At 47.5% G+C, this 24,874-nt stretch carries 18 protein-coding genes; 8 read left to right on the top strand and 10 right to left on the bottom strand.

From position 1 onward, the window contains the following. Positions 1 to 238: 238 nt before the first annotated feature. Entirely contained in the window at positions 239 to 595 is a 357-nt protein-coding gene (locus ACI2NF_RS06610; RefSeq protein WP_400147711.1) for a hypothetical protein, read from the bottom strand. Positions 596 to 710: 115 nt separating this feature from the next. Between ACI2NF_RS06610 and ACI2NF_RS06605 the strand changes: the two genes are divergently transcribed. Next, positions 711 to 1,736, top strand: coding sequence for an ATP-binding protein (locus ACI2NF_RS06605; protein ID WP_400147496.1), 1,026 nt, complete (start codon positions 711 to 713; stop codon positions 1,734 to 1,736). Then, positions 1,718 to 3,598 carry a VWA domain-containing protein gene (locus ACI2NF_RS06600; RefSeq protein WP_400211254.1) on the top strand — a complete coding sequence of 627 codons (1,881 nt, stop codon included), beginning with the start codon at positions 1,718 to 1,720 and terminating at the stop codon, positions 3,596 to 3,598. Before ACI2NF_RS06605 ends, ACI2NF_RS06600 begins: the two co-directional genes overlap by 19 nt. Here ACI2NF_RS06600 and ACI2NF_RS06595 read toward each other — a convergent pair whose 3' ends face one another. From ACI2NF_RS06595 to ACI2NF_RS06565, 7 genes are all read right to left on the bottom strand, one after another. Then, positions 3,599 to 5,395 (bottom strand): ABC transporter ATP-binding protein, encoded by a 1,797-nt coding sequence (locus tag ACI2NF_RS06595; protein ID WP_400211253.1) that lies wholly within the window; start codon positions 5,393 to 5,395, stop codon positions 3,599 to 3,601. Further along, positions 5,395 to 7,137 (bottom strand): ABC transporter ATP-binding protein, encoded by a 1,743-nt coding sequence (locus tag ACI2NF_RS06590; protein WP_400147504.1) that lies wholly within the window; start codon positions 7,135 to 7,137, stop codon positions 5,395 to 5,397. Before ACI2NF_RS06590 ends, ACI2NF_RS06595 begins: the two co-directional genes overlap by 1 nt. Beyond that, the gene (gene cobN / locus ACI2NF_RS06585; protein WP_400211252.1) at positions 7,134 to 10,871 is read right to left on the bottom strand and encodes a cobaltochelatase subunit CobN; all 3,738 of its coding nucleotides are present in this window, start codon (positions 10,869 to 10,871) and stop codon (positions 7,134 to 7,136) included. The genes ACI2NF_RS06590 and cobN overlap by 4 nt, the downstream gene beginning before the upstream one ends. Positions 10,872 to 10,961: 90 nt before the next feature. Then, the gene (locus ACI2NF_RS06580) at positions 10,962 to 11,588 is read right to left on the bottom strand and encodes a precorrin-8X methylmutase (protein WP_400147508.1); all 627 of its coding nucleotides are present in this window, start codon (positions 11,586 to 11,588) and stop codon (positions 10,962 to 10,964) included. Between the two features lie 85 nt (positions 11,589 to 11,673). After that, on the bottom strand, positions 11,674 to 12,429 hold the full coding sequence (locus tag ACI2NF_RS06575) for an ABC transporter permease (protein ID WP_177971288.1): 756 nt from the start codon (positions 12,427 to 12,429) through the stop codon (positions 11,674 to 11,676). After that, on the bottom strand, positions 12,426 to 13,307 hold the full coding sequence (locus ACI2NF_RS06570; RefSeq protein ID WP_400211251.1) for an ABC transporter ATP-binding protein: 882 nt from the start codon (positions 13,305 to 13,307) through the stop codon (positions 12,426 to 12,428). Before ACI2NF_RS06570 ends, ACI2NF_RS06575 begins: the two co-directional genes overlap by 4 nt. A 116-nt stretch (positions 13,308 to 13,423) precedes the next feature. After that, positions 13,424 to 14,587 carry an ATP-binding protein gene (locus tag ACI2NF_RS06565; protein WP_400211250.1) on the bottom strand — a complete coding sequence of 388 codons (1,164 nt, stop codon included), beginning with the start codon at positions 14,585 to 14,587 and terminating at the stop codon, positions 13,424 to 13,426. A gap of 593 nt (positions 14,588 to 15,180) precedes the next feature. Here ACI2NF_RS06565 and ACI2NF_RS06560 point away from each other — a divergent pair. The 6 genes from ACI2NF_RS06560 (at position 15,181) to ACI2NF_RS06535 (ending at position 22,806) form a co-directional block, all read left to right on the top strand. After that, positions 15,181 to 15,729, top strand: coding sequence for a TATA-box-binding protein (locus tag ACI2NF_RS06560; RefSeq protein ID WP_177971282.1), 549 nt, complete (start codon positions 15,181 to 15,183; stop codon positions 15,727 to 15,729). A 75-nt stretch (positions 15,730 to 15,804) separates the two neighbouring features. Beyond that, the gene (cysK, locus tag ACI2NF_RS06555; RefSeq protein WP_177971280.1) at positions 15,805 to 16,710 is read left to right on the top strand and encodes a cysteine synthase A; all 906 of its coding nucleotides are present in this window, start codon (positions 15,805 to 15,807) and stop codon (positions 16,708 to 16,710) included. A 10-nt stretch (positions 16,711 to 16,720) separates the two neighbouring features. Further along, positions 16,721 to 17,368 carry a serine O-acetyltransferase EpsC gene (epsC, locus tag ACI2NF_RS06550; RefSeq protein WP_400147516.1) on the top strand — a complete coding sequence of 216 codons (648 nt, stop codon included), beginning with the start codon at positions 16,721 to 16,723 and terminating at the stop codon, positions 17,366 to 17,368. Between the two features lie 57 nt (positions 17,369 to 17,425). Continuing rightward, a complete protein-coding gene (locus ACI2NF_RS06545) occupies positions 17,426 to 20,299 on the top strand; it encodes a hypothetical protein (RefSeq protein WP_400211249.1) in 2,874 nt (957 codons plus the stop codon). A gap of 96 nt (positions 20,300 to 20,395) precedes the next feature. After that, complete coding sequence (gene cysS, locus ACI2NF_RS06540) at positions 20,396 to 21,811, top strand: cysteine--tRNA ligase (protein WP_400152288.1); 1,416 nt, start codon at positions 20,396 to 20,398, stop codon at positions 21,809 to 21,811. Next, positions 21,796 to 22,806, top strand: a complete 1,011-nt coding sequence (locus ACI2NF_RS06535) for a radical SAM protein (protein ID WP_400147525.1) — start codon at positions 21,796 to 21,798, stop codon at positions 22,804 to 22,806. The genes cysS and ACI2NF_RS06535 overlap by 16 nt, the downstream gene beginning before the upstream one ends. On the opposite strand, the gene ACI2NF_RS06530 is transcribed toward ACI2NF_RS06535, so the two are convergent. Both ACI2NF_RS06530 and ACI2NF_RS06525 read right to left on the bottom strand, forming a co-directional pair. Further along, the gene (locus ACI2NF_RS06530; protein WP_400147527.1) at positions 22,793 to 23,716 is read right to left on the bottom strand and encodes a TIGR00269 family protein; all 924 of its coding nucleotides are present in this window, start codon (positions 23,714 to 23,716) and stop codon (positions 22,793 to 22,795) included. The two genes, ACI2NF_RS06535 and ACI2NF_RS06530, sit on opposite strands and share 14 nt — an antisense overlap. Beyond that, on the bottom strand, positions 23,713 to 24,873 hold the full coding sequence (locus ACI2NF_RS06525; protein WP_400152932.1) for a Cdc6/Cdc18 family protein: 1,161 nt from the start codon (positions 24,871 to 24,873) through the stop codon (positions 23,713 to 23,715). The genes ACI2NF_RS06530 and ACI2NF_RS06525 overlap by 4 nt, the downstream gene beginning before the upstream one ends. Between the last annotated feature and the right edge of the window lies 1 nt (position 24,874).

Here is a 24,874-nt window from a genome sequence, read left to right as displayed (position 1 = left end):
TATCGATTTCAGGAGCTCACCTTAACGAATGGACTATACATCCAACATATATTATTGGTTCTGGCCTTATACCCTCCCTTTAATCTGGTATATTCGATATTTTGATTGTCAATCGATGGATTTTGGTCTGAAGCATTCTCAAAAATGGGATTTCATGCAATCTGCAATACATATAAATTTAATATTCGTATTACTGAAATCGAAGATATCTGGAGAAAGAGTTAATAGATTTCCATTCTCAGCGATAGTTGGACAGCCTCTTTTGAAAAAATCGTTGATATTGAATGCGATTGACGGCTCCATCGGCGGAGTACTGATCTTCGGACAGAGGGGCGGGATTCGTAAACGTGGAATTCGATACTCCGACCACTTTGTCCTGATAATTGTATATCACAAGGAGCTCGCATGCGTATGTACTCAGACAAACTATGCGTTCTAGTTTGTATTTGACTTCTTTGATTGTGCCGTCAGATTGTTTGACAGCAACGGTCTTCTCAGAGTCATCGTCATTGAGGTTACTGTTGACAATTATGGCAGTCGCAGCACCAATTAGTGCAATCACTGCCACTATCGCAATAATCTGTGTCGATTTCATCATTATACTGTAATATTAATTTGTATTTAGTATTACTAAAGCCGACATATCAAGTCAATCGAATTTGATTTTACGAGATAATTAATATTGGATTATATATCCAAAATCAGATAAAATGGCAGGCCTATCATTCCCTTTCACTAGAATCGTCGGTCAGGATAACATGAAGAGGGCATTGATGCTCAACGTCATCGATCCTGGTATCGGTGGTGTACTCATAAAGGGCGAGAAAGGAACAGCGAAATCGACTACTGTACGTTCGATGAATTCCGTTCTCCCTTTCAGAAATGTCGTACAAGGATGTCCTTTCCGCTGTGAATACGGGAGAGTGGAGATATATTGCCCATATTGTAAGGAAAGATATGACAAAGGCGAGGAACTCATCTCAGAGAAGGTACGTATGCGTGTCATCGATCTCCCTCTTTCCGCGACCGAGGATCGCGTATCGGGAACGTTGGATCTCGAACACGTACTGAAGACTGGGGAGAAGAAGTTCGAACCAGGCGTATTGGCGGCAGCCAATGGTAACATACTCTACGTCGACGAGGTGAACCTTCTTGACGATCATCTCGTGGACCTTCTTCTGGACTCCGCCGCGATGGGAGTGAATTATGTGGAGAGAGAAGGTGTCTCGTTCACGCATCCTGCTAGATTCATCCTGGTCGGAACGATGAATCCTGAGGAAGGGGATCTCAGACCGCAGCTTCTTGATAGATTCGGTCTCTCTTTGGATATCAAGGGGGAGATGGATCCGAAGAAGAGGGCTGAGGTTGTCAAGAGGAGAGTCGAATACGACTCCGATTCAGAGAGGTACATCGCAGGCGTTCAGAAGGATCTCGATGATCTATGCGAAAGACTGACAAAAGCCCGTGAACTTCTTCCAAAGGTAGTTGCCGATGACACCATAGTGGATATGATCGTTTCAGTCATCATCCATTTCGGGGTCGATGGGCACCGTGCGGACATCACATTGTTGAAGGCTGCCAAAGCGAATGCGGCATTGGAAGGGCGTACGAAGGTAACGAAAGATGATATCAGGGCGACAGCAGAACTCGTTCTCGCACATCGTCTGAAGAGACGTCCCTTCGAAGAGGCCGACCTTGACAGAGAGGAACTTGAGAGATGTCTGCAGGACCTGTGAGCGGATTCCCTTTCACCGCTGTCGTCGGGATGGATGATAGCAAACGTGCTTTGGAGTGCGCTTTGATAAATCCGAGCATCAAAGCCGTATTGATTAGAGGGAGATGCGGTTCGGCTAAGACCACCTTGGCTAGAGCAGTCGGAAGCATCACCGACAGGATGGTCGTGAACTGTCCTCTGAACATCACTGATGAACAGTTGTTCGGAGGCATCGATGTAGAGCAGGCGATGAGGACAGGAGAGGCAACCCTTCAACCAGGATTGTTATCGAAGGCCGATGGCAACATCCTGTACATAGATGATATAAATCTCATGGATCGCGGGATGCTTGCAGGGATCCTCGATGTTATAGCCACAGGAGTGGTGAATGTGGAGAGAGGTCCGATATCGTCATCGTATCATTGCGATACCACATTGATCGCAACGATGAATCCTGACGACTGTGATGTGAGTTCGCACGTATTGGATAGATTCGATCTATGTGCCTACTCTCCTGAGATGACCGAGGAACAGAGGGCATCGATACTTCAGAGGAATATGGAGTTCTGTGATGATCAGGAAGGATTCTTGAAGTCCTTCTCCAAGACAGAAGAAGCGGAGAGAAGGAAAATGGCCACAGCATCCAAGATATTGTCTATGGTGACGATCTCCGATGAATTGATCGATGTGATCTCTGAACTGTGCATAAAGGTCGGTGCGGATGGATTGCGTGGGGACCTTGCGATGGTGAACTGTTCAAAATCACTCGCAGCATTGAATGGACGCGATGAAGTGATGAAGAAGGATGTGGAGGAGGCAGCGGTACTTTGCCTCCCTCATCGTCGTAATTACGATCAACCTCCTCCGCCGCCGGAGGAACCTCAAGAACAGGATGAGGACGATGGTCAACAACAGAATGATGATCAAAATGAAACATCTGAGCAGGATGAGGATCAGCAACAGTATGACGACCATCAGGACGATCTAGAACAGAACGGACAACCGCCCATGGAGATGCCCGATCTCGAGGAGATGATGTTCGAGATAGGGAGACAGTTCCGTGTGATCGATTACTTAGATTCCAATGAGAGACTCCCTTCCAGGACCAAGACACGTAAGGGAAGGAGGGTGATGGCTATCAGTGCTGACGGTACTGGAAGATATGCCCGTTCGAAGATCCCCGTCGGAGATAAGCGTGATATCGCCTTCGATGCCACCCTGAGGGCGGCAGCACCATATCAGAATGTCAGAGAAAGGAATGGATTGTCATTCGTCATCGAACCTCAGGACATACGTACGAAGGTCCGTGAGAGACGCAGCGGGAATACATTGTTGTTCCTTGTGGATGCGAGCGGTTCATTGGGTGTGAGGAAGAGGATGTCCACTGTGAAGGGTGCGATACTCTCGATGCTCAAGGAGAGCTATGTCAAGAGGGATCGCATAGGTATGATGGCCTTCAGGCGTGATTCCGCGGAGATAATCCTTCCTCCGACCAAATCCGTGGAATATAGCTATAAATGTCTCGAAGAGATGCCAACTGGTGGGAAGACACCTTTGAGTGAAGCCCTGATCCGTGTCAACGAATACATGACAGCATATGCTAGATGCCATGTCGGTGAAAGATGTTTTGTGATATTGGTGACCGACGGACGTGCGAACGTTCCCTTACAGGAAGGAAAGGACGCCAATGAGGAAGTACAGAGGATAGCCGAAGATATCGGCGTCCCGAACGTCAGATGGATAGTCGTGGATGCGAGCGGAAGTTTCATGCGTTTCGATAACGCACAGAGACTTGCGGAGAAGATGGGGGCACGTTACTTCAGATTGGAGGATCTTGACGCGGACCGCTTCGCAGAGGGTGTCAAGGCTGCCATAGATTCATGATCATGTGCAGTTCTCGAATTGACTGTTGTACAATGTGTAGTAGAAGCCTTTCCTCTCTAGCAATTCTTGATGTGTCCCTTGTTCTACGATGTCCCCATCCTTCAGGACAAGGATGAGATCAGAATTGATGATGGTAGAGAGACGATGGGCGATCACGAATGATGTCTTCCCTCTCATCATGATCTCCATCGCTTCTTGTATGTGCTTCTCAGTCCTCGTGTCCACAGAGGATGTAGCCTCATCCAATATGACCATGGGGGCATCCCTGATGAGCATACGAGCCATCATCATCTGTTGTTTCTGTCCTCCGGATAATGATGATTTGTCTGTGATGATGGTATCAAGCCCTTCTGGGAGGGATTCGATCAAAGGACCAAGTCCCGACTTGATGCATGCATCCATGACCCTCTCATCGTCGATGTCAGCGAGATTGAAGACTATGTTCTCCCTTATCGTCCCGTTGAATAACCAACTGTCCTGAAGTACGACATTGAACAGGGAGTGTACGTAATGTCTACGCATATCCGATGTGTTCACGCCATCGATGAATATGCTTCCCGAATCGGGTTCGTAGAACTTCATGAGCAGGTTGGCGAGAGTCGTCTTCCCCGCTCCCGTCGGACCAACAATCGCGATACGGGAACCGGCGGAGATACTCTGCGAGAATCCATGTATGACCTCCTTCCCTTCGATGTATGAGAAACGTACATCGCGGAACTCCACATTTCCATATACATCTTCGATGACCGCATCCTTATCGCTCTCGTCATCCATCTCAGGGAGCGAGAGGAATTCGAACACTCTCTCACTGGCAGCGACGACCATCTGTATCGAGCCCAATGATTCCGATAATTGTACCATAGGCTGTGTGAACAGCTTGATGTAGACGATGAATGCAACGACCGTTCCATACCCTATCTTGCCGTCTATGACCATCATCGAACCGAACACACAAACTGTGAGATAACCGATGTTGCTGATGAAGTTCATCAGCATCGACATCAGACCTGAGAGGAAACGGGTATGTATGGATGAGATGTAGAGCTGTTCGTTGATACCATTGAATCTTTCCCATGCATTCTTCTCTCCGCCGTACAGTTTCACTATCTCGTGACCGCGATAGTTCTCATCCACGAGAGCGTTCATGCTTCCAAGTTTCGTTTGCTGTATGCGGAAATATTTCTGACTGACCCTCACCAATATGTACACGATGATGAAACCTACTGCCGAAGGGACTGCGGACAACATCGCAAGTTCCGGGCATGTATACAGCATCATGATGAATGCACCGATGATGGAGATGGTGGCGACGACAAGATGCGTCATACTCTCGCTGCAACTCTTTCCCACAGTGTCCGCATCGTTGGAGACGCGGCTCATGATGTCTCCGCTGGTGCTGTTATCGAAATACGATATGTGTATCGAATTCAGCTTATCGGAGAGGTCTTTACGCATCTTCCTTGCGACATACTCCGAGGATGCGCCTATTATGTAATGTTCTATCGTGGATAGTAACATCGATGATACGTATAGTGCGACAGCGATCAACGCAAGGAATGCGATCCTGTCCGTATCGATGGCCATCTCATTCTCGATAGAATTCTGGATGGAATCGGCGATACTGCTCAATATCTGAGGCCCTGTGAGAGACATCGCTGTTGCCACAATGACCATCAGAAGGCCGAGATACAGCATCAGACGATATTTTCCCATATATCTTATCAGACTCCAGAAGGTGCCCCAGAAGTTGTTGATGTTCTTGGAACGGGCCCATAGAGGTCCCTCGATCATGGCCATCAGTGCACCTCCGAGAACTGTGCTGTCGCTATGCTGTTGTATAAGGCACATGATTTCATGAGTTCATCATGTGTACCTTTTCCGACTATCCTTCCCTCATCCATGACGATTATACAATCGGCATCCATGATCGTTCCGACCCTTTGGGCAACGATCACCACGGTGGCATCCTTCGTCCATTCCTTAAGGGCACTGCGTAATGCCATATCAGTTCTGAAATCCAATGCTGAGAATGAATCATCGAAGATGTAGATCAGCGGATCCTTGCATATCGCACGCGCTATCCCGATACGTTGTTTCTGCCCACCGGAGATGTTGCGTCCGTGTTGTGATATCCGTGCATCCAATCCACCATCCATGTTCCTTACGAATCCTTCGGATTGTGCGATCCTCAATGCATTCCATATCTCGTCATCGGTACGTTCATCGGAATCCGCCCCATAGTTCACGTTGTATCTCACGGAACCTGAGAAAATCACTGCCGATTGTGGGACATATCCGAACATATTGTGCAGGTCTCTTTGACGATAATCCCTGACATCGTGCCCTGAAACGGATACTACTCCCTCATCAGTATCATATAGCCTGCATATCAGACGTAATAGTGTGGTCTTTCCTGAACCGGTGGATCCGATTATGGCGAGTGTCTGACCTTTCTTCACATCCAAGGATATGTCTGATACTGCAGGTCTTTTCGAACCAGGATAGGTGAAGGAAACATCCCTCATCGATATCTCGCCCTCATGATCCGGTGAACTTTCGGTCACATCACCATCTTCGATGGATGGCGTACGTTCGATCACCTCTTGTATTCTCTTGGAGGCAACGGATGTCCTTGGGAGGATGCGCATCATTCCGGAGACCATGAGGAAGGCGGAGACCACCTGTAGCGCGTATGATGTGAACACGATCATATCCGAGAACAGGATCAATTGTTCCGCATGATCGGGTGCGGATGAGATCAGCCCTGCACCAATCCAATAGATCGAGAGTGTGAGCAGATTCTGCATCGCGCTCGTGAACGGATACATCGCAGAGGTGTATTTTAAGGATTCAAGATTGTTGTGGATGAGTTTCTCGTTAGCCTTTTCCAATTTAGCGAATTGATATTCTTCAGCGTTGTATGCGCGGATGGTACGGACGCCTTCGATCGATTCTCCTGTCGCGCCGTTGATCCCATCCGTGAGCCATTGGATGTTCTCGAAATAGACGCGACTGCGACGGATGATGAACATCACTACCAAGGAGATGACGACGACAGTAACTACCGTCGCAGCGGACCACTGCCAATTGCGACCCGCGATCTTGATTATCGCCCATGTCGCCAATATCGGTGCCTTGATGAATATCTGAAGGCCACGAGCGACATAGACTTGGATCTGATAGACGTCGCTGGTCGAACGTGTGATGAGACTTGCGATCGATATGTCCCCGACATCCTCCGACGAGAAGGTTTGGACCTTCTCGAACTGTCTTATACGGAGTTCTCTGCATAGTTGAGATGTCACATATGCCGCTATGAAACCTGAGACCAATGATGCGCCTAGGCTGAGCAATGCGCATAGAGCCATCTTCATTCCATATTCGCCCATGACGTCGCCGATCCTGTCATTCAGGATGGCATCCGTCATAGCGTTCATGTATTCGGGGATACGTAGGTCCAGATACACCTGGAAGACGATGAATAATCCGCAAAGGAAGACCAATGCCCATTGCTTGGGCCTGAGATATTTGAGTATCATCTGTCTGTGATCTCCTCTATCCTTTCCTCGAATTCCAAGTAGATGTCCTTCAACTTCTCCTTCATGTCATCATCAGGTTCCCAGAATCCTCTCTCCATGGCTTCCTGAAGACGTGCCAGCATGGCCATCATAGCATAGGGGTTCTCGTCCTTGATCCATTCTCTGGTATCATTATCAAGAACGAATCTGTTCGCAAGATCGTCGTACATCCAATTCTCGATGATGTCAGAGGTACCTGACCATCCCATGGTGTAATCGAAAAGTTTCGAGAGTTCCTTCGCACCTGCGAATCCATGTTGTTTCAGACCATTCAGCCACTTGGGGTTGTCTATCTTGCTACGGAAGATGAAACGGCATTCGTCCTCGGCCGTACGTAATTTGAGGAATTGGGGGTCGGAGGAATCGCCCATGAACGATGTCGGTTTCTCGCCGCGTATCGATCTCACTGCGGCATTCATACCGCCGAGATTATCGAAATCATCATCCATATCGAGCATATCGACGGCACGACTGTTGTGATTCTTCACGGTGACATCCATTATCTTCAATCTTTTTCTGAACATCTTTGGATTCGCTTCACCATTCAACCCTTTGCCGTATGTGAAACATCCGTGGTCGACATAGCAGTCCCCTAGATCATCAACGGTCTTCCAAGTGCCTACTTGGATGAGATCGCTCACTCCACAACCATACATCCCCGGTGCATCTCCGAATATGCGATATGTCGCCATGCGTTTCGCTTCATCCGCTGGAACCCCTTCAGCAATGGATTCCACGATATCACGACGGACGTTGGCTGCGAGATAGTTCTCATCATCATCCTCATCAAGGTCGGCGATCATCTGTACTCCGTTGTCTATCATCGCCGAGATATTGGGGAAGGTATCGCGGAATAGTCCGCTTATGCGTAATGTGACGTCGATACGCGGTCTTTTTAGCTCTTCAAGAGGGATGATCTCAAGACCTTTCACGCGCCCTCCGTATTCAGCCCATACGGGACGGAGCCCCATGAGCTTCAGGATGTATGCGACATCGTCCCCTCCGGTCTTCATCGTATCCGTCGCCCACAGGACCATGCCAACGGTCCTCGGATATGAGCCGTTCTCATCGATGTACCTCTGTACCATCTGTTCGGCCATCTCCGATCCTATGTTCCAGCTCGTGTTCCACGGGATGCTGTCCGGATCTATCGAATAGAAGTTGCGTCCGGTCGGAAGTATATGGGCGCGGCCGCGTTCAGGACTGCCTGAAGGGCCGGGAGGAACATATTCCCCATTGAGGGCTCTCATGACATTCCTGAGTTCATCACCCATCCTTTTTATCGCATCGATGAGGAAACCGCACATGAATCCCACAGCCTCATCAAGGTCGGGGAATCCTCCAGAGAATCTATCGTGTGCGATATCCATAGTCTTCGCGATATCGAAATCGTTCTGATGTGAGCATCTGATGAGATCGAACATCTCCGAGTCTATGATGTCGATCATCTCCCCATTCAACGTTCCATCAGGAAGGATCCCCGATGGATCCTTGAGAAGATCCTCCACTTCGTATCCATGTACGCGCCCTATAGCTTCGCGTAATGAAGGGACATTCCCGTTCGGATATCTGACGAGGGAATAGATCATCTCGTCCATACGCTCCCCGTTCGGAATCTCTCCGAGGATGTGGAGCCCATCTTTGATCAGAGCATCCTTGATCTCAAGTATGTAGTCATAGAGTCTGTCGATGTTGGAGTCCATCTCTTCTGTCGAACAATCAGCACTCAGATTCAGGTCAGATGTCATGTTGAGTTTGACGCAGAGTTCGATGATCTTCTCCATTATCGATGGGAGTTTATCAGTTTGCATGTACTCCTTCGCTTTGAGATATGTTTGCAATACGGCCTCCAACTCATTCATCTCGTCATAACCTCCGGAGCGCATCAACGCAGGAGTCATATGAGTGGTGATGACTGCGTATTGCCTGCGTTTGGATTGCATGCCCTCTCCAGGATTATCGATGATGTAGGGATTGATGTTGGGGATCCTTCCAAGGATGATGTCGGGATCGCATTCATCCGAGAGTCCGACACTCTTTCCTGGAAGCCATTCGAGAGTACCGTGTGTTCCTATGTGTATGACAGCATCCGTTCCCCACACATCCTTCAGCCATCTGTAGAATGCTAGATATTGATGAGGCGGAGCGGTCCACGCATCGTGTATCGCTTCTGTCGTGCATTTACCACGATCAGGTTGGAATCCGATGAAGACATTCCCATTGGTTATACCGGGAAGGAGGAATTCCCCATCCAATACATGCATATCGCCGGGAGCTTCACCCCAGGCCTCGTTATATCTCTTCTGTGCAGATTCGGCAATATCATGGAACCATCTCTCATATTGTTCCATGGAAACGGTATCGATGGAGGCTTCTCTCAGATGTTCATCGGAACTCCAATCGTCATCGTTCGTCACACCATCCAAGAGACGTGTGACAAGTTCCTTTCCGTTCTCCGGTATCCAATCGAGGGTGTAACCCTCATCCTTCAACCAATGGATCATGTCGGATACACTCTGTAGCGTATCCAATCCATATCCTCCTCCAGCAAGATCCTGGCGTGGAGGATACATATAGATAAGGATGGCGATCCTCTTGTCCTTGTTCGGGATGTGTCTGAGCTTTGCCCAACGATATGCCATCTCTGCGATGGCAGAACAGCGTTCCTCTATGGCGGCCTGCTTATAATCGCCGATATCCGTCCTTTCCGTACTGCAGAACGGTACGGAGTCTATCTGACCATCATATTCCGGATCGATGACATTCATGGCGATCTCGGATGCATTCAGTCCGAAGGGACTCTTCTCCCAATCCTTCGTCGTTCCGTAGAGATTGATCGCCTGTATCACGGGGACATCCAATCTTTCAAAGAAATTATCATCGGAGATCTGTTCTCCAGTGCCCGGTTTTGCCACCAACGTCATGGAGAATCCTGTGGTGTTGATCAGCGCATCAATGATGGGTTTCCCATCACGCGTGAGGTATTCATCTATCACGCGTGCCGCACCTATGGAACCGGACATCTCGTCCTCATACGTCTTGAGGAAGATGGCAACAGGTTCGGCACCTATCTCCTGTACCTTGTTCCATAGGACATCTATCGCTGCGGTGTTGTGTTTTAAGTAGAACACATTGACGAAGAATATACCGACGACAGGTCTTCCGGATATCCCTATGTCTTTCAAACCGTCTCTAAGATCGAATGCTCCCTTCCCAGGAACATAGACTCCTTGTGCAGGAGGTATGATGGCATCAGGAACTTCGATATCGATCCCATCGAACGTCCTCAGTGCCCATTTCAGGGATGATATGTGATTCTCATCCCCTCCGATGGTCTCGAGTTTGTACACTCTCTCATATTCTTCCTGTCCTTGAAGGAACAGGTCGCGGTATTGTAACGCAACATCCGGTTCCACTCCGCACACTATAGCGGGAATGTCATTCTTCTTCAAGGTCTTGACAAGATTCGACCAATGGCGGAAGAACGTGACATCGCCATGGGCATGGATGAAGATGAAATCGCAGGATGATACTCTTTCCAGGAAATCATACAGTTCCTCCATCTCATCATCCAAGACAGAGGAATCCGCCGAATATAATGTGATATCATATCCTTCTTTGCGAAGACATTCGGCTGGCGTACTGAGGATGAAACCGCCGTGTGCCCCTATGCCGAGGCAAGCTATCTTGACCATCTGACCACCATTCTGTGATTATGCATCCGACGGATGATGAAAAGATATCGTCCATCGAATGATCGTCGTTGAAATATCTTCTCTTTGGGTTCAGATCTCGCCGTTGTAGTAGAGCATCGCATTGCAGATGGTGGCTGCTATGTTGCTTCCGCCCTTTCTTCCTTCGGCAACTATGTAGGGCACTCCTGATCTCATGATGAGCTCTTTGGATTCTACGACGTTGACGAATCCGACAGGTACACCGATGATGAGTGCAGGCTCAATCTTCTTCTGTTTGATGAGATTATCCAATTCTATGAGTGCCGTAGGAGCATTCCCTATGGCGAAGATCGTCGGACCTTCGAGTTTTCCGCCCTTCTCCATCGCAACAGTCGCTCTTGTGCATCCTCTCTCCTTCGCTTCTTCGATGACATCCTTGTCGCTGATGAAGCAGTATGCTTTTCCGCCATATGCCTCAAGGCGGTTCTTGTTGATGCCTGCGAAGGCCATCTTCGTATCCGTTACGATGTTGCATCCGTTACGGAGGAGTTTCACACCGATCTTCTCCGCATCAGGGGAGAATCTCAGATTGTCTGCATAATCAAAATCCGCGGAAGTGTGGATACATCTCCTGATGATGGAGAACTGTGGCTCCGGCCATGTCCTTCCGTTCAGTTCTTCCGTGATTATCTCCATGCTTCTCTTTTCGATCGCGTGCGGTTCAAAGATCTCTACCATTTTTTCACACACCTATATCATTTTGAGGTTTCTTTACCTCTAATCGTGGTAGCTATTGCTAGTATTTATTGGATTATATCTCCAATCAGTATCTCCCTGTCTTTATCATGTAGTGTGCGAAGAGATAGAACACCACACAATATGCGGATATCAATATCAATGAAGTGAATGGGAAATTCCACCCAAGCGCAGAGCATCTTATGCAATCCGTCGCCGGCGTGAGAGGAAGGACGTTGATTATCGCCCTTGCGATCTCTGGAAGCTTATCCACTGAGAACAGTGTTCCGCAGAGGAAGGTCATCGGCAGTACAATCAGATTGGAGAACATCGTCATCTGTGCTTGATCGGATACAAGCAATCCTATGCACAATCCGAGTAGGGAGAATGTGAACGATGATAGCAAAATGCACAATATCAATGGGGCGCTGATCGTCATATCATTGGATGCGACCATGCCCAGGCAGAGCAGGATACCACAGCTTATGATGCACCTTATCATTCCGAGCATGCATTTTCCGACGATGAAGGACGATGTCCCAATCGGACACAACGTGAGCTCATCGAAGCTGGAGTAGAACTTCCTTTGGATCATCACTTTGGAGGCGGTGGAGGAGAATGAAGCGGAGAGCGTACTCAGCGCAACGACTCCTGGTATCATATATGATATGTAATCCACGCCTTCCATTGTCAATCCGTCGCCGAGACCATAGCCGAATGCGAAGAAATACAGTAACGGGAGAACGAGACTTCCCACGAGAACGCTGATGAAGTTGTGCCTGAGGTATCTCATATCCGCCCAGGCGACCCTCCAGACCTCGTCAAAGAATGACAGGGGGTTCATTGCTCATCCTCCTCTCTGTCCGTGTATCTCAGATAGACATCCTCCAACCTGGTCTTCCTCATGAACGCGGATTCGGATGGATCCAATGTCGAGAGGTGATTCCTCGCTTTGTCCATCTCGGAGAAGTATGTGAGTCTCCTTCCATCCTCATCACTCTCCTCGACGGTCCATTTCCCGAGCTCCATGCACAGTTCCGATGGAACGCCGGTCTTCACTATCTTTCCTCCATCTATGATGGAAATACGGTCGCAGAGCGCTTCCGCCTCCTCTATGTAGTGAGTTGTGAGGAATATAGTAGTACCCATCTCGTTGAGCTTCTTGATGATATCCCATAGGAGTATCCTCGATTTGATATCGAGTCCGGTGGTGGGCTCGTCGAGGAACAGTATCTTCGGCGAATGGATGATCGATCCGACGATGGCGACCTTCTTCTTCCATCCTCCGGAAAGGTCCGATGTGAGTTTGTTGAGATATGGTTCGAGACCGAACATATCGATGAGTTCCCTCATCTTCGGTTCGTATTCGGATCTAGGCATCTTGTGAAGTATCGCATGATGTTGGATATTCTCCAATGAGGTGATATCGCGATCCAATCCATTGTGCTGTTGAGCGATACCTATCAGGTCTCTAGCTTTCTTGATATCTTTAGGGATGGAGTATCCATCGATGGACAGCTCTCCCGATGTTGGTTTCAACAGAGTGGAAAGCATTCTGATCGTAGTTGTCTTCCCAGCACCATTCGGGCCGAGGAATCCGTATATCTCGCCTTTCTTCACTTCTATGTCTACATTATCGACTGCAGTGAAGTCACCGAATCTCTTCACAAGAGAGTGTGCTCTGAGTAGCACATCATTTTCCGAAATCGAACGTTCGGACATTTCACACACCTATATCATTGGCTTAACGCCGAATATCTGATGTCTGCGACGGATTATAAAGATGATTATCTCCGATCGCCCATATCGATGTCTACGATCGGTAGCTTTTAGAGAATTCACAGATCATCTAGCAGGAAGTTGATGATGCCGAGTTCTCTTATGCCGTCTCTTGTCATGGTGTCGTTGTTGTTATCCATGAGGATGACGGTTTTGGGATTGTTATCCTTTATAGACCTCAAAGGGGCCAATTCCTTAGCTTCCGTCTCATCATCGCTATATCCGAGACATACCTGCCAATATGCCTTTCTGCCATTCTTCTCGGTGACGAAATCAACTTCCTTGGAATCATATTTGCCTACGACAATCTTGTATCCTCTACGCATGAGTTCCAAGAAAACGATGTTCTCAAGTACTCTTCCCCTGTCTTTACTGGCCATCCCTACAGCATTGTTACGCAATCCTGGGTCTACGACATAGTACTTTGGTGTCGGGCTCAAGGCGGTGGATCTGAGATCATATCTATCCGCGCGGTAGAACATGCATGCACTCTGCACTATCGTGAGATATTTCTCGATCGTGCGCTGATTCATGTGCAGTTCTTTGACCATTTTCGCGGATCCTATGGGGTTACCGATGTTCAGCATCAGGTAGGTAACCATCTTCTCCAGTTCTTCGGGTTTCCTCACTTTGCCACGGGATACCATGTCCCTGAATACGATGGATGCATAGAAATCATCCAACATAGTGGATATGGCCTGTTTTCCCAGGATTGGGTTTATGCCTGGAAATCCTCCGAATTCGAAGTATTCTTTGAAAACATCCTCCATTCTCCTTCCGTTCCCTCTGAGTTCTACATATTCTTTGAAAGAGAGGGGCATCATCTTGATCTCGATATAACGTCCGGTAAGGTATGTCAAGAGATCTGTGGAAAGGAGATGTGCATTGGAACCTGTGATGTAGATGTCTGCTTCGGTATCTACCATCAGGGCATTAACGGTCCTTTCCCAATCTTTCACTCTCTGTATCTCATCTAAGAATAGATAGAAGCGACCTGTCTTGGGAATCTTGTCCTTGAGGTAGGCATTGAGGTCGGAATGATCCACTATATCGTCGTAATCTGCAGACTCTAGATTCAAAAGCAACATTTCAGAATCAGATGCGCCCTCTGTCTTGAGTCTTTGCATGAATTGAATGAGCAGAGTGGATTTTCCGCATCTTCTGATTCCAGTGAGTACTTTGACATGCCATCTGTCATCACGGAATGTTTCCAGTTCAGACATGTATACTGGGCGTTCTATCATCTTGTGATCCATATTACAAAATTACTTTTGCTGTATTTGAATTGTTGTATTATAATACAACTTTTAGTTAAATTATCAGCGATTATTGTATTATGATACAAATTTATCACAAGTGTTTGGTATGAATCGTGTAATTTCAGATCTATTGTGCCGCTGTTTTGATTATAATAGTGCAATGTGAGTGAGAGGTTATTGAAGAAACGTCCCCAATTAAAATGTGTGGTCGCCGATTAGAGTTTACCACAACAAAAACCGCGACCATATCTCTGTAGTAAACGCATAATAAAAAAACTACCGCTAATTGCATAGAGTTTTTGCTGTGGTAATCTCGGAAAAGGTAAAAGGTTTCAGCCAGATGAACTGGCTGTTAAGCCGTTTACAATTAGAGGTGCAAAGTATGATACCAGAAAGGTAACTGTATCAGATTTGCATATGTTGTCACGAGTTCCTAGGGTTTAAAGATTACTCATTGTACAAATCCTACTCGTTTCTGAAGTTGTGAGAAGCGAATCTTTGAGCAGTGATGGAAAGTCTTTTAAATACTTTATATATAGAGGAGCCAAGGTGAATTGATGGCTAAAATGAACATCGAGAATGTTGTAGCATCTACATCGCTCGGACAGGAACTTGATCTGAACGCAATCGAGGATGCACTTGATGGAGCAGAATACAATCCTCAGCAGTTCCCTGGACTTGTATACAGGCTCAAGGAACCCAAGACTGCAACACTTCTCTTCAGAAGCGGAAAGGTCGTATGTACAGGCGCTAAGAGTCTGGATGACGTCAAGGTAGCTATCGGAAAGGTAAAGGAAGATCTTAAGAAAGCTAAGATCGAGATCGCGATCGATCCGAAGATCGAGGTACAGAACATCGTAGCCTCTTCCGACCTTGAGCAGGAGATCAACCTTAACACGGTCGCCATCACACTTGGATTGGAGAAGGTCGAATACGAGCCGGAGCAGTTCCCTGGACTTGTATACAGGCTGGATTCACCCAAAGTGGTCGTCCTTCTGTTCGGATCGGGCAAGATGGTCTGTACAGGCGCGAAGGTCCCCGAGGACGTCGTACGTGCAGTACAGAAGATCGCTGCAGAACTCAGGTCCGCAAGTTTGATGTCGTAAGCACATAACTCAAACCATTTCAAACAAACACCCTTCCTTTATTCTATTAATATACGTTCTTCAATAGGTCATAGCATGTTGTTCGATGACGTCCTCAGTTCCATCGGGAATACGCCGTTGATAAGATTGAATAGGCTGACCGAAGGCATGGGTTCTGAGGTCTATGTGAAGGTCGAAGGCAAGAATCCTGCCGGTTCCATCAAGGACAGGGCCGCATTATCCATGATAGAGGATGCGGTCGCCAGAGGCGTGTTGGAGGAAGGGGGCACGGTCATCGAGCCTACATCAGGCAACACAGGCATCGGATTGTGCATGGTATGCGCTGTACGCGGATACAAGGCAGTGATAATAATGCCCGACACCATGAGCAAGGAGAGGATCTCGCTGATGAAAGCGTATGGTGCGGAGGTCATACTCACTCCTGGTAAGGACGGTATGGCTGGAGCAGTCTCTGAAGCAGAGAGGATAGCTGAGGAGAGAGGAGGCATCATCGCAGGTCAATTCGATAATCCTGCGAATCCAAGAGCTCACGTTGTAGGTACAGCGAAGGAGATATTGAATGATCTGCCGGATGTGGATTACGTGGTCGCAGGCATAGGTACCGGAGGTACGGCCACCGGAATCGGGGAAGGATTCAAGCTCTACTCATCGAACGCGAAGGTCGTAGGGGTGGAGCCTGCGGAGAGTCCGCTCATCACAGAGGGGAGATCGGGCCCGCATAAGATACAGGGGATAGGTGCGAACTTCATCCCTGGAAACTATCTTGAGGAATACATCGACAGGGTCGTTACGGTGAAAGGTGACGATTCCATAGAGATGATGAGAAGATTGGCTAGAGAGGAAGGTATCCTGGCAGGGATATCCTCTGGTGCAGCCGTGTTCGCGGCATTGGAGATCGCTTCGAAGGAAGAAGGGAAGAAGATCGTAGCGATCCTGCCGGACGTGGGTGACAGATATTTAAGTACGGGCATATTTGACTGAGTTGATTTACATGAAGATACGCGATGACGATCTTGCAGCAGTGATGGAATGCGATCCATCTGTAACGGATAAGGAGGAAGCGATCGAATTTCACATGGGTTTGCATGTAGTTTCGATGTACAGGGAATCCCATGAGTTGTGGCTGCAGGGAAAGAAGGAAGAGGCCCTGAGGATCAATTATGAATGTCATAGCAAATGCGGTGCGGACATCCATCCTGGTGCGACCATCGGCAATAGTTTCTTCATAGATCACGCGACAGGCATCGTGATAGGCGAGACCACAATAATAGGCGATCATGTGATGATCTATCAGGGTGTGACGCTTGGCGGTGTATCCACAAGTAAAGGTAAGAGGCACCCGACCATCGGCAACAACGTGGTCATAGGTACGGGCGCTATCGTATTGGGTAATATAACGATAGGTAACAACGTGCGTATCGGTGCAGGGTCCGTCGTATTGAAGGACATACCTGACGATTCGACCGTCGTTGGAGTGCCCGGAGAGATCGTCAAGCACAAAGGGGTCAGCATGAGGAACGAGCTCGATCACAGCGACCTTCCAGATCCCGTGAAGGACGAGATAGAATCCCTCAAAAAAGAAATCCAAGAACTCAAGGAAGAACTGTCTGGACTGAAGGGTTCTGGCGGATGTCGATAAAACATTTAAGCTATAGCATTCATGGTATTTCACTGACATTAGTCAAGGAGGAATTACATGGATGCAAAAAATCGCAAGACATTCTTCGCTATCGTCGCAGCATTGATGATGCTGTGTGTGGTGGCATTGCCTATAGCATCTGTGAATGATGATGCGTCAGGAGATTCTCTGATCGCATCACCAGGTTACACAGAATATAAGGAGACGTCGATCGACGGCGTATTCGGAAGTTTAGATTCGATGGATGACAGCATGAAATCCATCATCGAAGAGATCTTCAAGATGCTCGGTATCGATGAGGAGTCCCTCGAAGAGTTCGTCGAGATGATTGAGAGTTTCGTCAAGGACAGTGGACTTGAGGGAGCTTTCGATTGGAAATCGATGATCAGCTTCAAGAAAGAATTCGCAGCAGTTGAAGAGATCAACGAAGTGAAGGTCATCAAGGCTGGAGAAACAGCGAATATCAGCGAGAAAGCTGGAAAATGTGCAAACCTCAAGTTCACAGGTGAAGGTAAGTACGTCATCGAGAAGGGCGGATCACTTTTAGTTGGGATGATGTTCAAACTTCAGGGTAGCGGAACCATCATCGAGATGAAAGAGGGTTCACTCATCAAATTCACGAACACAGCAAAAGGATTCGAAGTACCTTCGGATATGAACATCGTTCTCAACGGAACGTATGAATCATCCATTATGATGGAATTCGATGGTAAATTCACCTCATCATCACCTTCGATGAATATGGGTGTCAAAGCTGAAATCTTCTCTGATCTCGAGGGAACGATCAGCATCGGCGATATGAAGATCACAGGTGTGAGCGGCCGTGATGCCGAACTTAAACTCGATCTGAAGATCGATGGCAGTATGGAATCAGTCAATGGGACGGTCGAAGCATCGACGAAATTCGCATCACTCGAAGTGATGGATGTTAAGGATCCAGTTAAGATCGAGAACTTCAACATAGGCATATCCGCAAAAATAAACAACGCAGATGGCATCGGGTTCAACTGCAAGGTCGGAGTTGGCGTCGTTGCACCTAACAATGCATCTGCATCGATAAATGCAGAACTTTCTAGAAATGCAACATTCGATAAAGAGGCAGAGAAAGCATCATTGAAAGCAGAAGCCAAACTCAATATCGCTGCAAAGGATAACGATTCAGAGTTCAAGATTGCAACAGAATGCAATATGGAAGGAAAGTTGGAGAATGGCACCATAACGGCCAAACTCAATCTCAAGGTAACAGAATTGATGTTACCGATGATCGAGGCTAAAGGCGTAGAGATGGAACTTCAACTGAAAGGAAGTGTTGAGGATTTCAAAGATGATGAGATCTCCGATCTTATCGTATCTTCATACGCAAAAGCTGACAGAATAAAGGTCACTGACCTCAAGACTATAACGGTCGAGGCATCCAACGTTATATTGACGGCAGATGTCGCAAACAAATCGCCTAAGGCTGTCATCGATGTAGGTTCATTGAAAGTCTATGGAAGCACATCGACAGCAGGAACAATCGCTGTCAGTGGAAGCGATCTCAAGATCACCGCCGAATTGGAAAACGACAAAACAAGTATCGAGGGAAAGAAATTGGATATGAATGTGGCGCCTGTAACAGCGGCTGAATGCACATTCGTTGCCAATGATTTCGCATTCGAGATGGACGACGACAAATACACATTCGTGAAGGGTTCATTCGATCTGAAGAATCTAATCATTGGTGAATTGGATGTCGAAATCCAAAAAGATGCAAAACTCAATGCAGAGAATTTCAGAATAATGTCTGGTTCTGACCTTCTTATCTCATCTGAGAACATGAATATCAACGGTACATTCAAGATCTATCCCGACTGTGAATACAAATACGGAGGATGTTATGTAGAGGTCGATAAGAAGAGTCTGGGTCTGCTTGTTGTCAACATTAAATCAGGATCACAGGAATTCCTGATCGAACCTCTCGAAGGTTTCAAATTGGTCGAACCAGAGGATGGACTCGCATACACTGTAAGTGAGGAGGATGGCTATGGCAGGTTCGTGGACGCCGTACCTACTGGAAAGCTCATCGCAAATGGAGAGCTCAGACCGTACTATCTCACGGTCAATGGTGAGAAGAAAGAAGTGAAATACAAAGATCCAATAGAACTCCCAGAAGCTCCAGAGGATAAGGATGGTTTCAAATTCTATGCATGGACCGACGGATACAATATGTATTACGCTGGAGACAAACCAAAGGAGATGCCTGCAAGGGATGTCGTCATAACCGAACTTTGGGCTGAGATTGGTCAAAAGGCTGAAGCTGATAAGAAATACATGATCAGCAGTGGTTCCGATTCCATCCAGATCAACGGGGAGGATCTCAGCGAAGCCATTACAAAACTTAAGGATAAAGCCGTCGATCAGTTGGAGATCAAGTCCGGAACGTCGAAGATCGCATTCGATGATAAGTCCGCAGAGGTGCTTGCTAAATTCACCGAGAGTGGATTCACAGTTACCATCAAACAGGCAGATAACAGTGCACTTGACGAGGAGTTGACCTATGCTGTCGGTAACGGTGCATTGTTCAGTATAGATGTCAAGGGAGGCACAGTTCCAGTACATGAAATCGGTGGCGTTGCTAAAGTGACGGTCATATACGACCTCAAAGAAGGACAGAACGTTGCCGATTTGAAGGTGTTCTACTACAAGGACAAGGACGGTTCCGTAGAGAATGTCGACTGCACAGCTGTCGACCTTGGAAACGGCAAAGCAGAGGTCACCATGGAACTCACACACTTCTCTGACTACATAGTCAAAGAGCAGGTGATGGAGGTCATGAGTGACAACGACGGTGGTGACAACGGCATGTCCGTCGGTGTCACGGCAGGTATCATAGCTGCTGTGATCATCGCGATAGCTGTCATCGCCTTCATAGCCGTAAAGAGGAAAGGCTGAGAATAAACAGAGGAGGGTGGCCCCTCCTCTTTAACATCTTTTTTCACTCATCGTTCACTCGATATAATTATAATAAACCGAACGTTACCTGGAATCATGTCCTTGGTCATCCATAATACACTCACGAACAAGAAAGAGGAATTCGTACCGATCGAGAAAGGAAAGGTCAAGATGTACGTTTGCGGTGTGACCGTGTATGATGACATACACATGGGTCATGCCAGGAGTATGATCGTTTTCGACATGGTCGCGAAATACCTCAGGTACAGAGGGTATGACGTCACACATGTGACAAACTTCACGGATGTGGATGACAAGATCATAACAAGGGCTGCAGAGAAGGGTATGGAACCTCTTGAACTCTCCAAGATGTACATCGACAGATACTTCCAAGAGATAGAGAAGCTCGGTATCGGAAGGGCAGACATCTATCCTAAGGCCAGCGAAAGCATGGGCGATATCATCGAGATGTGCAAGGAGATCATCGATAACGGATACGGATACGTTACATCAGATGGCAGTGTATACTTCTCGGTGGAGAAGGCGAAGAGTTTCGGTTGTCTTACCAACAAGACGTTGAAGGACATGATGTCCACAGGGCGTATCGCCAATGATGAACAGAAGAGGAACCCATTGGATTTCGCCATATGGAAGGCTGCGAAACCCGGAGAGATATCGTGGGATTCTCCATGGGGTAAAGGAAGGCCGGGATGGCATATCGAGTGCTCCGCAATGATAAGACATCACCTCGGAAAGAGGATAGACATACACGGCGGAGGCAATGACCTCATATTCCCTCACCATGAGAACGAGATCCTTCAGACAGAGGCAGTCACCGGAGAGCCGTTGGCCAATTATTGGATGCACAATGGAATGCTTCAGGTCAAGGGCAAAGGCATGACAAAAGAAGAGAAGATGTCAAAATCATTAGGCAACTTCTTCAGAGTATGTGATGTCGCCGAGAGGTACGACAGACAGACCATCAGGTTCTATTTCCTCAGTACACACTACATGAGTCCATTGATCTATGGGGAGGAAGGATTCGAACTCGCATCGTCCTCACTCAAGAGGATATGGAATAACTATCGTGAGTTGCAGGCATATGTCCGCGATTCTGATGGGATCGATGATGCTGATGAGCTCATAGCATCATCCAAGGATGATTTCATCGATGCGATGGATGATGATTTCAACACGCCTGATGCGATCAAGGTGTTCTTCAACGTAGCTACCGCAAGCAACAAGATGATTGCTGACAGATCCCTTTCCAAGAAGGGTGCAGAGAATATAATGGAGATGCTGAGGGGATTCGATAAGGTATTCGGTATCCTTCCTGAGGATGAATCCTCCGATGACAGTATGGATTCTGTGATGCAGATTCTCATGGATGTGCGTACGGAGCTCAGAAAACGCAAGGCATACGATCTTGCGGATATGATAAGGGACAGACTCACAGACGCTGGAATCCAATTGGAGGATTCTTCGGACGGTATGAAATGGAAGAAGATCTGACGCTTAAGAAAGCAAGATTCATCCTAGCAGATTTGGTGCAGGTTCCAGAGGGTGCATCACCTCCAGTCCGCATCTCCAATTCGACTGCTGGGCCGGGTGCTGGAAGTTCTTCCATCGTCATCTCGTTCAATGGGATGCGTGTGAAAAAAGGCATCTCCACAGAGGAATCCCTGTTCAAGATGTCCGATGATTTCGACAAGGTCACAGTCGATGGAAAGGATTTCCTTGACGTGAAGGTGGAGCCTGTCTGTTACCATTGCCCTGATCAGGCATTCTTCAATCTCGATGAGAGATGCATGTATCATTGTATCTATTGCGCATCCCCCTTATTGGATCATAATAAGGCGAAATCCCTGACTGCGGAGAGGATGGTAGATATGATCAGAGCGAATGGTCATGTGAAGGCCATCGCCATAACGAGCGGGGTGTACGAGAGCGTACAATCCACGATCGATCGTATGGTCGAATGCGTGAGATACCTTCACAATGAATTCCCTGAACTTCCGATAGGGGTTGAACCATATGTCGACGATCATGAACAGATCGATGCTCTGAAGGATGCAGGCGCAACGGAGATCAAGATCAATTGCGAGGCCGCCAGGAAGGATATCTTCATGAAGGTATGTCCCGAACTCGATCAGGATAATATCATCGATATGTTGTCTTATGCCGTGAAGATCTTTGGTAAGGGTAAGGTCGCATCGAACATAATCGTCGGTCTTGGAGAATCCGATGATGATGTGACATCCCTAGTGAAGAGGCTCGCTGAATTGGGCATAACTGCGGGATTAAGGCCATTGAAACTCAATGGATTCGTGAAAGAACAATTCATCGAGAAGATGGGATATGTCGCACCGAACACTCCAGAGAGGCTCGTGGATCTTGCCAAGAAGCAGAAATCCATATTCGGGAACTACGGTCTTTCACCCAAGACGTTCGATACCATGTGCTTCAGATGCACATGTTGCGATATCGTACCGTTCATTGACCTCTGATCTTACGCTTCATGTACTCGGAGAGTTCGCACGCTTTGCATTTTTTCCCCAACGTAGGTTCGCCGCATTCGCATTCATGCAGTTCAGCCGCTTTGAAGTTATCAGTCAGCATAGGATACAATTGATCATACGATGAGAGTATGCTGAATTTAGAACCTGGGGATCTGGACTCGAGTTCGTCCACGATTCCGCGGTATTGATTCCTGAGGGCCTCTTTCCAATATGGGCAGGTCTGATCATGGAATTTCAGGCCCGATACGATGGCATACAATAACGATTCCTTCTCAGAGACCATCCTGAGCGGTATGAATCTTGGTATCAGTCCGGGTTGTATCCTCTTATGGGGCCCCAATCTTGCCAATCTCTCGATGTCCCCCCTCACGAAGTTCATCATTATGGATTGACTCATGTCGTCGAGATTATGTCCTGTCGCAAGATATGTAGCACCTATCTCATTCGCTACGGTGTTCATACATTTCCTTCTGAACACCCCGCAATATGTGCACGGACTATTCTCGCCACTGAGCGGTGCGACATCATCCATCGTAAGGTCGAACATATCCGAGAACGATATCAGATGGAATGTGATGTCATTCTGATCGCAGAATTCCTTCACTATCCCTATGCTCGACGGCCTGTATCCTTCGATACCCTCGTCGATCGTTATGCAATGGATCTCCAGGTCATGCCTGTCCTTGAATATATCGTGGATCAGTTTCAACGTCACCATCGAGTCTTTTCCGCCAGAGACTGCTACTGCGATCTTGTCACCGGGATGGAGGTTGATCTGCTTACGTATCTCGCGTTTCACCTTCTTCTCGATGTATGACATGAAATGGTGCGCACAGAGATGTGCACCATTGTATCTTATGAAAGTGACGGCATCATATCCGCAGAGGTCGCATTTCATTGGGGATCACCGAGTATCTTCTCAATCCTCTTAGAGAGTTCCTTGGACGGGATGTCAGGTAAGGAAACGCACATGGATTTCGATGATTCCGCATCCTTAGCCTCCGATAGGAGATTCTGTTTCATCAGATCCCTGACATATTGGTAGAATTGTGTATGTTTTCTCGGTTCCTCTCCGTATTCCTCACATACGATGTGGTATGTCTTCTCGGCATCATTGATCCTGATGTATCCTTTGTCCTTGATCGCTCTGGATACGGCAAGAAGAGCGAACAGTTCGTTGCGCCCAAGTTCCTCCAACTTGGCCGTATTGACGACAGAGAACACAAGACTTCCGACCTGACGCACATCCTCGGGGATTATCTTCCCGTCCGGTCTCATCTCAGCAGTACGTGCCGCTTTATCAAGGAGGTCCAATGCGAATCTCGCATCACCATCCGCAGAGGCCATCTCTGCGATCATGTTCACGATGCCATCATCGTATGAACCTGCGACCAACGCTTCTTCGGCACGGTATCTCACTATCTCCTTCAATTGATTAAGTGAATATCTGTCGAATCTTATCGTATTCACTTTCTTGAACGTTGAACGTGATGCCTCATCCAATCTATCGATCACATATTCCTGGGATATGAGGATCAATGAGACGGACATCTGTTTGTTGAGGGATTCCTCGCTCATCCTGGACAGTTGGTATATCAGATTCACGGGCCCCTTCTTCAGGAGTATATTGGCCTCATCCATGACGATGACTACACGTTTCCCTGATCTCTCTATATGGGATCTCAGTGCTCTCAGCATCTCCTCAGGTGAGAATCCTCTATCTGGATACCCTTCATCATAGTGGTGAAGGCATTGATACAACACACCTGATTCCGTACCCTTCTGCCTACAGTTCACGAATATGTAGTCCATGGGGATGTTGTGCCTTGCGGAATATCTCATCAGTTCATTGATGAAGAATTTCGACGTGACCGTCTTCCCTGTACCTACGCTGCCTGTGAAGAATGCATATTCCGATGTTCCGCTCTCTATCACTGGGCGGAATATCATCTCAAGGAGATTCAATTGCTCCTCACGGCCTGGAAGCTTATCAGGGATGTAATCGAAGGATAGTTTCTTCGGTTCTCTTATTATGACAGATTCACGTTCGAACATC

Origin of the sequence: Candidatus Methanarcanum hacksteinii (assembly GCF_964305265.1) — an archaeon.
Taxonomy (GTDB): Archaea; Thermoplasmatota; Thermoplasmata; order Methanomassiliicoccales; family Methanomethylophilaceae; genus Methanarcanum; species Methanarcanum hacksteinii.
This window is presented reverse-complemented; position numbering and strand designations above follow the sequence as displayed.